Annotated in this window: 16 protein-coding genes and 1 pseudogene; 11 read left to right on the plus strand and 6 right to left on the minus strand. The window is 61.9% G+C overall.

Annotated features, from left to right (window positions below; translation table 11 throughout):
- Positions 1–322 (plus strand): annotated as a pseudogene (locus tag BLO97_RS31810) (IS110 family transposase); the annotation flags it as partial.
- A gap of 147 nt (positions 323–469) precedes the next feature.
- On the opposite strand, the gene BLO97_RS30115 reads toward BLO97_RS31810, so the two are convergent.
- Positions 470–1204: a thioesterase II family protein gene (locus BLO97_RS30115; protein WP_092349736.1), complete on the minus strand. Its 735-nt coding sequence runs from the start codon at positions 1202–1204 to the stop codon at positions 470–472.
- Between the two features lie 145 nt (positions 1205–1349).
- On the opposite strand from BLO97_RS30115, the gene tam reads away from it, so the two are divergent.
- The 4 genes from tam to BLO97_RS30135 all read left to right on the plus strand — a co-directional run bounded on the left by tam (position 1350) and on the right by BLO97_RS30135 (position 6235).
- Entirely contained in the window at positions 1350–2120 is a 771-nt protein-coding gene (tam, locus tag BLO97_RS30120) for a trans-aconitate 2-methyltransferase (protein ID WP_092349740.1), read from the plus strand.
- A gap of 91 nt (positions 2121–2211) precedes the next feature.
- Positions 2212–3345 (plus strand): cupin-like domain-containing protein, encoded by a 1134-nt coding sequence (locus BLO97_RS30125; RefSeq protein WP_092349743.1) that lies wholly within the window; start codon positions 2212–2214, stop codon positions 3343–3345.
- A 273-nt stretch (positions 3346–3618) separates the two neighbouring features.
- Positions 3619–4419 carry an SDR family oxidoreductase gene (locus BLO97_RS30130; protein WP_092349746.1) on the plus strand — a complete coding sequence of 267 codons (801 nt, stop codon included), beginning with the start codon at positions 3619–3621 and terminating at the stop codon, positions 4417–4419.
- Positions 4412–6235: a glycoside hydrolase family 15 protein gene (locus BLO97_RS30135; RefSeq protein ID WP_092349749.1), complete on the plus strand. Its 1824-nt coding sequence runs from the start codon at positions 4412–4414 to the stop codon at positions 6233–6235. The genes BLO97_RS30130 and BLO97_RS30135 overlap by 8 nt, the downstream gene beginning before the upstream one ends.
- Positions 6236–6409: 174 nt before the next feature.
- Here the strand turns inward: BLO97_RS30135 and BLO97_RS30140 are convergent, their stop codons facing one another.
- Positions 6410–6775 carry a DUF6124 family protein gene (locus BLO97_RS30140; RefSeq protein WP_092349752.1) on the minus strand — a complete coding sequence of 122 codons (366 nt, stop codon included), beginning with the start codon at positions 6773–6775 and terminating at the stop codon, positions 6410–6412.
- 597 nt (positions 6776–7372) lie between these two features.
- Between BLO97_RS30140 and BLO97_RS30145 the strand changes: the two genes are divergently transcribed.
- Both BLO97_RS30145 and BLO97_RS30150 read left to right on the plus strand, forming a co-directional pair.
- Positions 7373–7750, plus strand: coding sequence for a hypothetical protein (locus BLO97_RS30145; protein ID WP_063325030.1), 378 nt, complete (start codon positions 7373–7375; stop codon positions 7748–7750).
- A gap of 28 nt (positions 7751–7778) precedes the next feature.
- Positions 7779–8681 (plus strand): alpha/beta fold hydrolase, encoded by a 903-nt coding sequence (locus BLO97_RS30150; protein ID WP_092349762.1) that lies wholly within the window; start codon positions 7779–7781, stop codon positions 8679–8681.
- Here BLO97_RS30150 and BLO97_RS30155 read toward each other — a convergent pair.
- Positions 8650–9642, minus strand: coding sequence for a GlxA family transcriptional regulator (locus tag BLO97_RS30155; protein ID WP_092349755.1), 993 nt, complete (start codon positions 9640–9642; stop codon positions 8650–8652). The genes BLO97_RS30150 and BLO97_RS30155 overlap by 32 nt on opposite strands.
- 99 nt (positions 9643–9741) lie before the next feature.
- On the opposite strand from BLO97_RS30155, the gene inhA reads away from it, so the two are divergent.
- Positions 9742–10428 (plus strand): isonitrile hydratase, encoded by a 687-nt coding sequence (gene inhA, locus BLO97_RS30160; RefSeq protein WP_092150328.1) that lies wholly within the window; start codon positions 9742–9744, stop codon positions 10426–10428.
- Between the two features lie 72 nt (positions 10429–10500).
- Here inhA and BLO97_RS30165 read toward each other — a convergent pair whose 3' ends face one another.
- Together BLO97_RS30165 and BLO97_RS30170 are read right to left on the minus strand one after the other, a co-directional pair.
- Positions 10501–10758, minus strand: coding sequence for an Atu4866 domain-containing protein (locus BLO97_RS30165; RefSeq protein WP_092150325.1), 258 nt, complete (start codon positions 10756–10758; stop codon positions 10501–10503).
- Between the two features lie 29 nt (positions 10759–10787).
- A complete protein-coding gene (locus tag BLO97_RS30170) occupies positions 10788–11525 on the minus strand; it encodes an SDR family oxidoreductase (RefSeq protein ID WP_092150322.1) in 738 nt (245 codons plus the stop codon).
- 202 nt (positions 11526–11727) lie between these two features.
- Between BLO97_RS30170 and BLO97_RS30175 the strand changes: the two genes are divergently transcribed.
- Both BLO97_RS30175 and BLO97_RS30180 read left to right on the plus strand, forming a co-directional pair.
- Positions 11728–12675: an AraC family transcriptional regulator gene (locus BLO97_RS30175; protein WP_092225558.1), complete on the plus strand. Its 948-nt coding sequence runs from the start codon at positions 11728–11730 to the stop codon at positions 12673–12675.
- Positions 12676–12853: 178 nt separating this feature from the next.
- Positions 12854–13315 carry a hypothetical protein gene (locus tag BLO97_RS30180; protein ID WP_092349759.1) on the plus strand — a complete coding sequence of 154 codons (462 nt, stop codon included), beginning with the start codon at positions 12854–12856 and terminating at the stop codon, positions 13313–13315.
- A 462-nt stretch (positions 13316–13777) separates the two neighbouring features.
- On the opposite strand, the gene BLO97_RS30185 is transcribed toward BLO97_RS30180, so the two are convergent.
- A complete protein-coding gene (locus tag BLO97_RS30185) occupies positions 13778–14236 on the minus strand; it encodes an SRPBCC family protein (RefSeq protein WP_092150313.1) in 459 nt (152 codons plus the stop codon).
- A 142-nt stretch (positions 14237–14378) separates the two neighbouring features.
- On the opposite strand from BLO97_RS30185, the gene BLO97_RS30190 reads away from it, so the two are divergent.
- Positions 14379–14780, plus strand: coding sequence for a lysozyme inhibitor LprI family protein (locus BLO97_RS30190; RefSeq protein WP_092150310.1), 402 nt, complete (start codon positions 14379–14381; stop codon positions 14778–14780).
- The last annotated feature ends 163 nt before the right edge of the window (positions 14781–14943 follow it).

Genomic DNA, 14943 nt, shown 5'->3' on the forward strand with positions numbered 1-14943 from the left:
CGCTCCGGTTACCGAGCGCAGTGGCAAGAAGAAAATCGTTCGCTGGCGCTATCAATGTTCAACCTTTTTGCGCCAGACATTTGTCGAGTGGGCTGCCCACAGCATCAATCAATCGGTATGGGCAGGGGCGTACTATCGCCAGCAGAAGGCCAAAGGCTGCTCTCATCAAGCAGCCCTGAGGGCACTGGCTTTTAAATGGATCAGGATCGTTTATCGGTGCTGGAATGCTGGATCCCAGTATGACGAGAGCGTCTATTTACAAGCCTTGGCCCGCCACGACTCGCCTTTGATAAGAGCACCGGAGGCAACGAAAGCATGTTGACGGAAGAGCTCAGAGCGTGAAGCAGCCCCAAAATCTGGCAACTCGGTATGTCAGGTTAATTGAGGTTGTTTTTTTGAGGGGCTGCTGCGCAGCCCAACGGGGATAAATCCCCTCACCACAAAAGCAGGTTATTTGTGCATCAGTGGATCAGGCGCTGATGGCCAACCCATGCCGCCGATGATGCACGCTCAACTGATCCTTGATCAGCCGCAACACCTTGGCCTCGTGCTCATGAATGAAGAAGTGCCCACCGGCCAGCATGTCCACCGAAAAGCTGCCCGTGGTTTCCCGGCGCCAGCCAATCAGTTGCTCCGTGGTGGCCTTGTCGGCGGTGCCACCGAGCACATGCACCGGGCAGTTGAGCGGCGGTCGGATTCGCGGCTGGAAACGTCCGCACAGCAGGAAGTCGGCTCGCAGGACCGGCAAGGTCAGGGCCATCAGCTCTTCGTTGGCCAATATTTCCTCGCTGGTACCGTTGAGGGTGCGCAGTTGCTCGATCAGTTCAGCGTCGGTTTTCGGTTCGGCGAAACCGCGGTCGTAGTCGGCCCGCATCGTCGGTGCCGCGGTGCCGGACGCAAACAGCGCCACCGGTTCCGGGCAGCCGAGCTCACGCAGGGCATGGCCGATCTCGCAGGCCAGCAGCGCGCCCAGGCTGTGACCGAACAAGGCGTAAGGGGCCTGGAGCGTCGCGGACAACTCTCGCGCCAGTTGCATCGCCAACGGCCCCATGTCGGTGTGCAGCGGCTCGTCGAAGCGCGCCCCGCGCCCCGGCAGTTCCACCGGTTGCACATGCAGCCACTGCGGCAATGTGCGCCGCCAACGGCTGTACACCATCGCGCTGGCGCCGGAATAAGGCAGGCACAGCAGGGTCAGTTGGGTCACTGCGGTTTTCTCCGATCGGTCGTGTAGGGAAGATAACGAAATCGTAACCTACAGAATTAGTCAAAACCGTTACGTTCGCTACATCGTCTTCGCCCGACCTTATACTGGCGGCACCTCGACTCACTGCGCCGCACAGGAGAACGCCATGGGCTGGTCCGCCAAGCAATATGTCACCTTCGAACAGGAACGCACCCGTCCGTCCCGGGACCTGCTCGCCGCCATTCCCCCCACACAGGCCCGCTCAGTGATCGACCTGGGGTGTGGCCCGGGCAATTCCACCGAACTGTTGGTGGAACATTTCAGCGGCGCCACGGTGCGCGGCCTGGACAGTTCCAGCGACATGGTCGAGGCCGCACGCAAACGCCTGCCCGCCGTGGCGTTCGACACCGGCGACATCAGCCAATGGGATGAACCCGGGCCGTTCGACGTGATCTTCGCCAACGCCGTGCTGCAATGGCTGCCCGACCACGCCACCCTGCTGCCCTCGCTGGTGGGCAAACTCGCCCCCGGTGGCAGCCTGGCGATCCAGATGCCCGACACCCTGCACCAGCCCTCCCACCGCCTGATGCGGGAAATCGCCGCCAACGGCCCGTGGGCCAGTCAACTGGCCGGGGCGGCTGATTCACGGACCGAGGTAGAGGACGCCAGCACCTATTACGCGATTCTCAAGCCCCACTGCAGCCGCGTCGATGTGTGGCGCACCACCTACCATCACCCCTTGGCCGGTGGCGCCGCAGGCGTGGTGGAGTGGTTCAAGGGCAGCGGCTTGCGCCCGTTTCTCGAACCGCTGGATGAGGCGCAACGCGAGCAGTATCTGGCGCAGTACCTCAAGGCGATCGAACAGGCTTATCCCGCCCTGGACGATGGCACCGTGCTGCTGCCATTTCCCCGGGTGTTCATGGTCGCGACGCGCTAGGGCGACGGTCGATGACGCAGCGATGGGGGCTAAATTTCTGCTCCAGGCCCTCGTTACCTGCTAAGACCAAAAACCCGCAAGAGTGACCGCCGTGGACCTGCAAACCATCCTGGGCAAGCTGTTCGCCAATGCCGGCGCCGTTGGTATCGAAGGCGTCTTCCAATTCGTGTTCGGCCCGCACCAGGTGTACTGGTCCGAGGTCAAGGCCAGCAGTCGCACCCAGGCGGGCCGCCACAGCAGCCCCGACGTCACCATCGAGGTGGCGGAAAAGGACTTCCTCGGGATCATGGCCGGCATGGCCAATGTCGAGGAACTGTTCGCCAGCGGGCGCCTGAAGATCGGCGGCAACATGGGCCTGGCGACGTTGCTGCCGCAGATCATCGACCATGCCCGGCATGGCGGTGGCGTGGTGGAAAAGGTCGACATGAACAAGCGCTACCCCACCCCGGCGCGCTTCAGCGAAAAACTCACCGCCAGCCTGCCCACTCAACGCAGTGTGGAACGACGACCGCGCAGTGAGCTATCGGTGCAGGAGTTTCAAGCACGCTACCTGCCCCATGGCATCCCGCTGGTCATCAGCGATGCCCTGCAGGACTGGCCGTTGTTCAAGCTCAGCCGCGAACAATCCCTGGTGCACTTTGCCGAACTGCAAGGCATCACCCGCCACGGCGACTACGTGAAGAAAACCTTCTCTACCGAACGGGACTTCCGCTCCACGTCCATGGCCGACTTCATCGCCTCCCTGGACAGCCCGGCGACCAAGGGCGCCGACGGCGAACCACCGGCCTACATGGGCAACAACATCCTGCCGGCGCAATTGATGGAGCAGATCCAATACCCGCCCTATTTCGACCCGTCGCTGTTCATCCCACCGCGCATCTGGATCGGCCCCAAGGGCACCCTGACGCCGCTGCACCGCGACGACACCGACAACCTGTTCGCCCAGGTCTGGGGCCAGAAAACCTTCACCCTCGCCGCGCCTCACCACCGCGAGGCCCTGGGCACCTGGTCCACGGCGCCCCAAGGTGGGCTGGACGGCTGTGATTTCAACCCGGACGCGCCGGACTACCAACGCTTCCCCCACGCTCGCGACGTGACCTTCCTGCGCGTGACATTGGAGGCTGGGGATTTGCTGTTTTTGCCGGAAGGCTGGTTCCATCAGGTGGAGTCAGTGTCCACGTCGTTGTCGGTAAATTTCTGGGTGAATTCGGGGCGGGGTTGGTAGCGGTCAAACACTACTTGTGTGAACACAGACCTGTGGCGAGGGAGCTTGCTCCCGCTGGGCTGCGCAGCAGGCCCTCCAAAGGTAATCTCAATCTACCTGAATGATCGAGGTGTCAGGTTTTGGGGCTGCTTCGCAGCCCAGCGGGAGCAAGCTCCCTCGCCACAGGTTTAGCGTCCGTACGTGGCTGAAGTGTGAAGATCGCTTCACCCAAGTGAACTCCAACCACCTCACACCAGTCAGCAGGTAAAGCCCTCCACTCAAGGTGCTAAGCCCATGCAGATATCCCTCGCCCGACAGGTTGCCCTAGTCACCGGTGCCAGCTCCGGCATTGGCGCAGGCGCGGCCAGGGCCTTGGCAGACGCGGGTGCCGCGGTGGTACTCAACTACCACTCCAGCGAAGGCCCGGCGCAAGACCTGGCCCGTGAAATCAACGCCAACGGCGGCCGCGCCATCGCCGTCGGGGCCGATGTGTCGAAAGAGCCGGACGTCGAGCGGCTGTTCGCCCAGACCCTCGAAGCGTTTGGCGCGCTGGATATCCTGGTCGCCAACTCCGGCCTGCAAAAAGACGCCGCCACCGTCGACATGCGCCTGGAAGACTGGAACACCGTGATCGGCACCAACCTCACCGGCCAGTTCCTCTGCGCTCGCGCCGCCCTGCGGATTTTCACCCGCCAGGGCATTCGCCAGGGCGTGTCCCGGGCCGCCGGCAAGATCATCCACATGAGCTCGGTGCACCAGCGCATTCCCTGGGCGGGCCACGCCAATTACGCCGCGTCCAAGGGCGGGGTCGATCTGCTGATGCAGAGCCTGGCCCAGGAAACCAGCCACCAACGCATCCGCATCAACAGCATCGCCCCCGGCGCCATCCGCACGCCCATCAACCATGACGCCACCGAGGGCGAGCAGGAACAGAAACTGCTGGAGCTGATTCCTTACGGTCGCGTCGGCGATGTGGAGGACGTCGCCAACGCGGTGGTCTGGTTGGCCTCGGACCTGTCCGATTATGTGGTGGGCACCACGCTGTTCATCGATGGTGGGATGAGCCTTTATCCGGGGTTTCGCGGCAATGGCTGATCATGACGAACCGCAAAGCCCCATCGAGAACCACGGCATCATCGGCGACATGCGCAGCGCCGCGCTGGTCAATGACCAAGGCAGCATAGATTTTTTCTGCTGGCCGGAATTCGACAGCCCATCGATCTTCTGTGCGCTGCTGGATACGCCCGAAGCGGGCATTTTCCAATTGGCCCCGGACCTGCCGAATGCCCGCCGCCAGCAGATCTACCTGCCCGACACCAACGTGCTGCAAACCCGCTGGCTGAGCGACGGCGCCGTGGTGGAAGTCACCGACCTGCTGCCCATCGGTGACAGCGAGGATGATTTACCGGTGCTGATGCGCAAAGTGCACATGACCGTCGGCAGCGCGACGTTTCGCATGCGCTGCGCCGTACGGCATGACTACGCCCGGGCCGCCACCACTGGGCGCCAGGACGCTGCCCACATCTGTTTCGAGGCGCCAGGGCAACCGAGCCTGCGCTTATGCTCCGACCAGCCCATGACGCTGGACGGCAATGCGGCGGTGGCCGAGTTCACCCTGGCGCAGGGCCAGAGCGCCGAATTCCTGCTGGGTGGCATCGACGACCCGCGCCTTCAGGACGATGTCAGCGCGATTTGCCTGGAACGCACCCTGGCGTTCTGGCGCGGCTGGATCGGCCAGTCCACCTACCGCGGACGCTGGCGGGAAGTGGTCAACCGCTCGGCCCTGGCGCTGAAGCTGCTGACCTCGCGCAAACACGGCGCCATCCTCGCCGCCGCCACCTTCGGCCTGCCAGAAACCCGCGGCGGCGAACGCAACTGGGATTATCGCTACACCTGGATCCGCGACTCTTCCTTTACCGTCTATGCGTTCATGCGCCTGGGCTTCGTCGAAGAAGCCAACGCCTACATGCGCTGGCTGCGCGGCCGGGTCAGTGACTGCTGTGATCAACCGACCAAACTCAATATTCTCTACGGTCTGGACGGCAGGCTGGAACTGCCGGAAACCGAGCTGCCGCACCTGAGCGGCTTTGGCAACGCCCGACCGGTGCGCATCGGCAACCTGGCCTACAAACAGGTGCAGTTGGACATTTTCGGCGAGCTGATGGACGCGGTGTACCTGGTCAACAAATACGGCGAAGCGATCTCCCATCAAGGCTGGAAACACACCGTCGACGTGGTCGATCAAGTGTGCAAGGTCTGGCAGGACAAGGATGTGGGTATCTGGGAAATGCGCGGCGACAAACAGCATTTCCTGCATTCGCGGCTGATGTGCTGGGTCGCGGTGGATCGCGCCATCCGTCTGGCCGAAAAACGCTCCCTGCCCGCCCCATTCGCCCGCTGGGACGAAACGCGCCAGGCCATCTACCAGGACATCTGGACGAACTTCTGGAACGACGAACACCAGCACTTCATCCAGCGCCTGGGCAGCACCGCCCTGGACGGCTCGATGCTGTTGATGCCGCTGGTGCGCTTCGTCAGCGCCCGCGACCCGCGCTGGCTCTCGACACTCGATGCCATCGAAAAAAACCTGGTGCGCGATGGCATGGTCTATCGCTACCGCAACGACGACAGCCCCATCGACGGCCTCCGCGGCATCGAAGGCTCATTCGCGGCCTGCTCGTTCTGGTACGTCGAATGCCTGGCCCGCGCCGGCCGCGTGGAAAAAGCCCAGCTGGAATTCGAACAACTGCTGCGCTACGCCAACCCGCTAGGGCTGTACGCTGAAGAATTCGACAGCCACGGCTACCACTTGGGCAACACGCCCCAAGCCCTGACCCACCTGGCACTGATCAGCGCGGCGAGCTTCCTGGATCGCAAATTGAGTGGGGAGAAGACTCATTGGCAGCCGTGAACTGAGTAGCCCTTCAGACTGAGCACAGTCCCTGTGGCGAGGGAGCTTGCTCCCGCTCGACTGCGCAGCAGGCGCAAAATCTTCCAGCCTCCAAAGAATCAGCGTCTGGTATGGGGGTCGCTTCGCAACCCAGCGGGAGCAAGCTCCCTCGCCACAGGGAAAGCGGTGCGCTGGCTATCGCGTTGAGTCGGCCAATTCGATGTCATCCAAAGCTCGATTGGCCAGCAACTTGGCCAGCTCGATCAACTGCTGAATACCCAACGCCACATGCCGCCGCGACCCTTCCAGCTCGAACGCCAGATCACTGACCATGGCATCGGCCGAGGCCAGGGTTTCGCTGAGGCTGGTCAGCACCGATTCGGGGTTTAGCCCGGGGACCACGGTGAAAACCTGGCCGTCCTGGGTATCGGGTTTGGTTGGGGTGGGAGACAGGTGAATGTTCAGCGCCCGGTCGGCGGCTTCGCGGAGTTTTTTTGTGTCGAGGGTGGCGTAGGCAGAAAGGTCTTCGGCGCGTGGAGGGTTGGGGGTGATCTTGACCATGATATGAATCTCCATTCGAAAGTGGAGTTCACCATTTCCGCGACCAAGCAGAAGGGTGGCGAACTGTACGCAGGTTGGTCGACCAGGGAATGGAAACCCGGCAGGGCCCGAAGCCCTCCCACGCACAGTCAGCCATAAAGCAGACAGCCGCTCGCGCGGCACCGTGCGCCATTCTAAACCCGGGCGACCAAACCCGGTCGCTGATTTTGCAGCGACGAGCAAAGCCTATCCCCGCCCCTTCCGAACCGGCAACCGACACGACTCGTCAGAAAATTCCGGTTCACCTAATTTTTTGTAGGAACACCGCACCACTGTGGTGGGGAATTTATCTGTGGCGAGGGGATTTATCCCCGCTGGGCTGCGCAGCAGCCCCTCAAAAGAACAACCTCAATTAACCTGACATACCGAGTTGCCAGATTTTGGGGCTGCTTCGCAGCCCAGCGGGGATAAATCCCCTCGCCACAGAAGCAATCACCGCAATTCGCCCATTTATCGTTACGCCCCCTTTCGAGTTGCCAGCCCCGCCAACCCCTCCTAAGATCGATGCTCACGGGTGCAGCGGAGCTGCCCGATAAAAACCCGACTCAAGGACCTGACATGACCCATATCAAACGCCCCATCACCACCCCACCCCGAACAGGCCTGACCCGCGAAGACCTCTGGGAAGGCCAGGACCGGGGCTTGATCAAATGCTGGGAAATCGGCCGCGACCGCGCGATGAAGTTTCCCGAACTGGCGCAACGCTGCCTGGAGGGTGAGTTGCCGGTACTGGGCTGGAAAGGTGGCGTCAGCCGCAGCCTGAAGAAAAACGAAAAATTCGGCTGTCTCAAGTATCTCGCCCAATGGCAGGGCCTGCGCGGTGAAGACCTGGACATCGACTTGACCCAGGAGCGCACCCTGACCTGCTCCAGCACGAACATGATCGTGACGTTCACGCCGGATCGGGCCAAATACGTGAACCAGGAACCCGCCTGACCGCAACCGAGCAATGCCGGAGGCCAACATGAACCTCGATCCCAAGGTCAACTTCGCAGTGACGCCGCTGTTGCGCATTGCCTACGAAGAACAGGGTCCCGCCAGCGGCGAGCCAGTCATCCTGCTGCACGGTTTTCCTTACGACCCCAGGGCTTTCGATGAAATCGCACCCGCCTTGGCCGAGCGTGGATATTGGGTCATCGTGCCCTACCTGCGCGGCTACGGCCCGACCCGGTTCAACAACCCGGACATCATGCGTTCCGGCCAGCAAGCCGCGCTGGCCCAGGACCTGCTGGACCTGATGCACGCACTCTCCATCCCCCAGGCGGCGCTGTGCGGCTACGACTGGGGCGGTCGGGCGGCGTGTATCGTCGCGGCGCTGTGGCCCGAGCGCGTTCGCTGCCTGGTGACCGGCGACGGCTACAACCTGCAGGACATTCCACGTTCCACGCAGCCGCTGGACCCGGAAACCGAACATCGCCTGTGGTACCAGTACTATTTCCACACGGCGCGGGGTGTCGAGGGCCTGACCCGGAACCGACGTGAACTGTGTGAATTGCTCTGGCGCCTGTGGTCACCGACCTGGAAACATGGCACCGAACGGTATCCCGCCAGTGCTGTGTCGTTCGACAACCCGGACTTCGTCGACGTGGTAATCCACTCCTACCGTCATCGATTCATGTACGCACCGGGCGACCCGACGCTGGAGTGGATGGAGGAACGGCTGGCGGCACAACCGGCCATCAGCGTGCCGAGCATTTCCCTGTGCGGTGCCGACGACGGCGTGGGGCCCGCGTCGGAACACGACGAAGACGTCGAGCATTTCACGGGTTTCTATGAGCGCCGAGTGCTGCCCGGTGTTGGCCATAACATTCCCCAGGAAGCCCCCGAGGCCACGCTCAAGGCATTGCTGGATCTGCTTGAGGGCTGACGGCGAACCGCTCGCGATAGGCCTGGGGTGTCACGCCCATGGCCCGCAGGAAACTGCGACGCAGGGTTTCTTCGCTGCCGAAGCCACATTGCACCGCCACCCGCTTGATCGACACAGCGGTGTCGGACAACAGGCGGCGAGCGGTTTCCACGCGAATCAACTCCACCGCCCGCGCCGGGGTCTGGCCGGTCTCGGCGCGGTAGTGCCGCACAAAGCTGCGTTCGCTCATACCGACCTCGGCGGCCAGGCTCGACAGGCTCAGGTCACGGGTGAGGTTCTCGGCGATCCAGGCATGCAGGTCATCAAACCGACTGCCCTGCTTTTGTAGCGACAAGGTCACGCTGAACTGCGATTGCCCACCGGGACGCTTGAGGAACACCACCAGGTGCCGGGCGACCTCCAGCGCCACCGCACGGCCCAGGTCCTCCTCCACCAGCGCCAGGGCCAGGTCGATGCCGGCCGTGACCCCGGCCGAGGTCCAGACCGGGCCGTCGTTGATGAAAATCGGGTTGGGTTCCACCCGCAATTGCGGATGTTGCTCGGCCAGTTGTTCGCAGCGGGTCCAGTGCGTCACCACGCGCCGTCCGTCCAGCCAGCCGCTGGCGGCCAACAGGAACGCCCCGGTGCACACCGACGCCACCCTTCGCGAACGCAGGCCGTGCTCCTTGACCCAGGCCACCAGCGCCGGATCCTTCGCCGCTTCGTACACGCCCCAGCCACCGGCGATCAACAGCGTGTCGCTGCCTTCACTCGGCAGCGGCTCGGCCATCAGCGCCAAGCCTGCCGAGGACATCACCGCGCCACCGCCTACGGCGATGACCGTCGGCGTGTACGGCAGCGGCAGGCCTTGCTGGCGGGCCAGGTCGTTGGCCGATGCGAAGACCTGCAAGGGCCCGGTGACATCCAGCACTTGCACGTTGGCGAAGGCCAGGACATGAACGGTTTTCGGAGCGTTGGGCATATTGGCGTGATTCGTGGGCTTATTGGCGTATACGCCAGAGCCTACGGATCTAAAGTAAAACCGTCCACCCCTCGGGCATCATCCAAAGGAGCACGCGACATGACGCTGCAGATCGGTTTGCTGTTATTCCCCCAAGTCCAGCAGTTGGACCTGACCGGCCCTTATGACGTACTGGCCTCATTGCCAGACGTGAAGGTCCATCTGGTCTGGAAGGACCTGGCGCCGGTCACTGCCAGCACCGGGCTGGTGTTGCTGCCCACCACCACGTTCGAGGACTGCCCGAAGCTCGACGTGATCTGCGTTCCCGGCGGGACCGGCGTCGGGCCGCTGATGGAAGACGAACAGACACTGGCCTTCATCAAGCGGCAGGCCGCCGAGGCGAAATACATCACGTCCGTGTGCACCGGTTCGCTGGTGCTCGGTGCCGCGGGCCTGTTGCAAGGAAAGCGCGCCACCACCCATTGGGCCTATCACAGTCTGCTGCAAACCCTGGGCGCGACGCCGATCAAGGAGCGCGTGGTCCGCGACGGCAACCTGCTCACCGGTGGCGGCATCACGGCCGGGATCGACTTTGCCTTGACGCTGGCGGCCGAACTGTTCGATCAGGACACCGCCGAGCTGGTCCAGCTGCAACTCGAATACGCCCCTGCCCCGCCGTTCAACGCCGGCAGCCCGGACACCGCGCCGACGCGCGTGCTGGAAGAAGCGAACCGGCGTGCGGCCGAGTCGTTCCGGGTGCGCTCGCAAATCACCCAGCGTGCTGCGGCGCGCTTGGAACGGGCGTAACGATCAGTCCCGATGGAAATGAAATCCGTGGTGAGGGGGAGTTGTCCCCTCACCGCAAAGGTTATCGGTTCATCATCCCTCCTGGCGATACAACACCATCCCCGCGTGGTAGAGCACGCCTTCACGAAAATCCCCATCGGCGGTGAAACCGGTGTCGTCGTGGTATTCGATATGGTCATCCTGCAGCCAGTAGTCGCCCTGATATGCGCTCTCACGTGCACCTCGCGCTTCGTCATAGCGTCCGCCCGGCAGAAGCCGATGGCGAATCATGCCATCAGCCGTCACCCATAGGCCGACGAATTTATCCTGGTCTCCAAATGCCTTTCTCATGGGACATCTCCTCCTGTCGGTCAAGTCGATCAGAATGGACTGGCGGTGGGCCGCACGATCAATTCGCTGACGTCTACGTCCGCTGGTTGTTCGATGGCGTAGGCGATTGCCCGGGCGATGGCTTCGGCCGGAATGGCGATCCTGCGGAACTCGCGCATTTCGGCACGTCCACCTTCATCGGAAATGCTCTCGGCCAGTTCCGATTCGGTCACGCCGGGGGAAATTACCGTCACGCGCACATCCCCTCCGACCTCCTGGCGCAAGCCCTCGGAAATCGCCCGCACGGCAAACTTGGTGGCGCAATACACGGCGGCAGTCGGGCTGACGGTGTAGGCACCGATCGACGCGATGTTGATGAACTGCCCGCTGCGCTGGCGCTGCATCAGCGGCAGGCCGGCGGCAATGCCGTGGAGCACGCCACGGATGTTGACGTCGATCATGCGGTCCCACTCCTCGACTTTCAGCGCCTCGAGCTTGGAGAGCGGCATGACCCCGGCATTATTGATGATCACATCGACCCTGCCGAAACGCTGGACAGCGAAGTCGATCAGGTTCTGGACATCGTCGCGGCGGGTCACGTCCACCGCTTTGCAGACAGCCTGCTGGCCGGCGGTTTCGAGTTCCTGCACCAGTGTTTGCAGACGATCGATGCGCCGGGCGCCAAGCACGACACGGGCACCGCGAGCCGCGAGCAACCGCGCCGCGGCTTCACCAATTCCGCTGCTGGCGCCGGTGATGACCACTACTTTGTTTTGAATGTCGGACATGATGGTTTCCTCGTCTGGATGTGATGGCCCCGGTGGGAGCGTTTTGACAGGTCCAGATTAGGGAACCGACCACGGCCTGGGTTAGCCGGATCCTCCTGCGCACTTGCACGATCCTGTAGCGATAGATCCGACTCTGGTCGACAGCCGCGCAATCGGCTTTACTAGCGCGGTCTATTCATTTTGGCCAGGGAGATTGATCGGCATGTCGGTATCCACGTCCATCCACATTGCGCCAGACGACGGCGTCAGCCAGCGCCGCGCCGAACTGGCGAGCCTGATGAAGCGCTTCGCCCCGGAGTTCGGCGTCCACCCTACGGCCATCGAGGCCTTGCACCTGATCCGTAGCGACCAGCCAACCGAAGCCCTGCACACCGTGCACAAACCCGGTTTATGCGTGATTATCGAGGGGCGCAAGGAAGTGCGCCTGGCGGACGAATGCTACGTGTATGACCCGCTCAACTATCTGGTCGTCTCGGTGACCCTGCCACTGGCCGGCCAGGTGATTGAAGCCAGCCCCGAGCGCCCCTACCTGTGCATCCGCCTCGACATCGACCCGGCACAGATCTGCCGTTTGATTGCCGACGCCAGCCCTATCGGCGTGCCGGCCGAAAGAACCGGGCGCGGGCTGTTCCTGGATCGCATTGATGCGCCATTGCTCGACGCAGTCTTGCGCTTGCTGCGGCTGTTGGACAGCCCGGACGATATCGCCACCCTCGCGCCGTTGGCCCAACAGGAGATTTTCTACCGGCTGCTGCGTGGCGCCCAAGGCCAGCGCTTGCACGAAATCGCCATTCCCGACACCCAGACCCATCGCATCAGCCGTGCCATCGAATGGCTCAATACCCATTACGCCGAGCCGTTGAGCATCGACAGCCTGGCACAAATGATCAATCTCAGCCCTTCGGCGCTGCACCACCGCTTCAAAGCCGTGACCGCCATGAGTCCGCTGCAATACCAGAAACAACTGCGCTTGCAGGAAGCCCGACGGTTACTGTTGGCGGAGAACAGCGACGTTTCGTCAATCGGCTACAAGATGGGGTATGAAAGCCCCTCGCAGTTCAGCCGTGAATACAGCCGTCTATTTGGCGCCTCCCCGAGCAAGGACATCGCTCGTTTGCGTGCCCAGGCGCTGCAAGCCAGTAGCGCCTGATCCTGCACACAAACAGGATCAGGCAAAACCAGGACAGTATCCATCTAACGCCCACCGCCGCCTCGCCCCTAATCTGAACCCATGCAGCAAGACAACCGTCGCCGCTGCAACGGGTTCAGCAGATCACGACATCTGAACGACCCGGCACTCAACCCTTGATATGACCGGAGTCTTTACCATGAAAACGTTCAACACCTTGATCGCCGTTACCACCTTCGCCCTGAGCGTCAGTGCGTTTGCCCTGCCGAGCCAGCAGCAAGACCGCTTCTTTACCCAGGCTAGCGATTACCAGCAGCCTGTGGCCGCTGATGGTGCGGATCGGACGCCTGGAGGGCAGACTCTCGCTGCCGATGGCGCGGATCGGACACCTGGGGGTCAGACCCTGGCTGCCGATGGCGCAGACCGGACGCCTGGGGGCCAGACCCTGGCTGCCGATGGTGCAGACCGGACGCCGGGAGGCCTGACCCTGGCTGCCGATGGTGCAGACCGGACGCCGGGAGGCCAGACCTTGGCTGCCGATGGTGCAGACCGGACGCCGGGGGGCCAGACCCTGGCTGCCGATGGCGCGGACCGGACGCCGGGAGGCCAGACCTTGGCTGCCGATGGTTCCGACCGCACCATGACCCGGCGCCTGGCATGATCAGGCCACTTTTTAGCAGACGAAAAAAAACCCGCCTAGGCGGGTTTTTTGAGGACCAATTTGACTCCCTGTCCGGCATTCCATGCCTGGTCCAATCATCCATGACCCCGAGCACTCCCTGTACCCAGTGGATGAACATAGATTAGGCCCATGGGGATCTTGGAAAAAGACGAGAAAGCAGCAAAGGCGTGTAAGCGTTTCGCTATAGGGCCTTCTCAGATTTTTGCGGGCGAAAAAAAACCCGCCGAAGCGGGTTTTTCCAAGACCATTACGACTCCCTGTCGATAGCTTTCCTTGCAAGGTCGATCGTCCCTGATCCTGAGCACTTCCTGTGCTTCAGTGGATGAGTCCAGATTACGCCTCGGATCCAAAACGAAATAGACGACATAGCTACCATCTCGTGTAAGACATTCGCTACACCGCCCCCTCCGAAAACCCTTAGCCCCTCAGCAGTCCCTCCTATCAAGACTTGCCCAGGAAGGCTTCAATATTGGCCATCTGCTCGTCCCAACCACGGCTGTCCATGCGAAAAGCCTTGAGCCGGCGAGCCTCGGGAATGTTGTTGAAACCCGACTCCACGACTTTGAGCAGGGTGCCGCCATCCATGTCTTCAAGTTCGAATTGCACCCGGGTTTCGGACTCTTGAGAGTAATCCACCTGCGGCTCGACAGCGTAAGGATGCCAGCGAAACGAGAACACCCGCTCGGGCTCCACCCGTTCCACCGCCACGTCCCAGATGAGATGCTCGTAACCTGGATAAGTGATTTGCCCCTGAGTACGCTCCCCTGCCACAAACCGTTTCCCCTCAAGGGCAACACCGAACCATTGGCCGAAAGCTTCGGCATTGGCCAGGGCACGCCATACCTGGGAGCGCGGGGCCTTGAGCAGGATCTTTCTTTCAATGCGGTCGGATGAATGCATGGGTCACCTCCTGTGTTTCAACAGTAGGCTTGTAAGACCACAACGCCAACCAGAAAGTTGTATCAGTATCGCCTTCTTTAAAACCGCAGGGAGCGATGTAAACTCACCCGGCGTTTTCAATCCCCTCAAGGAGAGACCAAACATGTCCCTGCGCTTGCTTCTGGCCCTGATGCCGCTGCTTTTCGTCACTGTTGCCCAGGCTGACAACTGCGCCGACGCCACCACTCAAGGCGAAATGAACCAATGCGCAGCCAAAGAAAACAAGGCCGCCGACAACGAGCTGAACAGCTTGTACAAGCTGATCACAGCACGCTTGAAGGACAACCCGCAGGCCAAACAGATGCTGGTCAAGGCGCAGCGTGCCTGGATAGGCTTCCGTGATGCCGAATGCAATTTCTCCGCCTCCGGAGTCGAGGGCGGTAGCGTCTACCCGCTGATCTACAGCAACTGCATCACCGCCCAGACTAAAGCCCGGATCGAGGCATTCAAGACCTATCTCAAGTGCAAGGAAGGGGATCTGAGCTGCCCAGTACCCGGGGCTTAAGGGCCGGATGCAAAAAAGGATGAACTCTACAGGTCATCCTTTTTTTGGCTAAAGCTTTTTGTTTCAGGCAAAAACAAAACCCCTACCTGCATCAGCAGATAGGGGTTTCGGAATTTAATCTTGACGATGACCTACTCTCACATGGGGAAACCCCACACTACCA

The sequence above is a fragment of the Pseudomonas sp. NFACC05-1 genome, from assembly GCF_900100135.1.
Classification (GTDB): domain Bacteria; phylum Pseudomonadota; class Gammaproteobacteria; order Pseudomonadales; family Pseudomonadaceae; genus Aquipseudomonas; species Aquipseudomonas fluorescens_Q.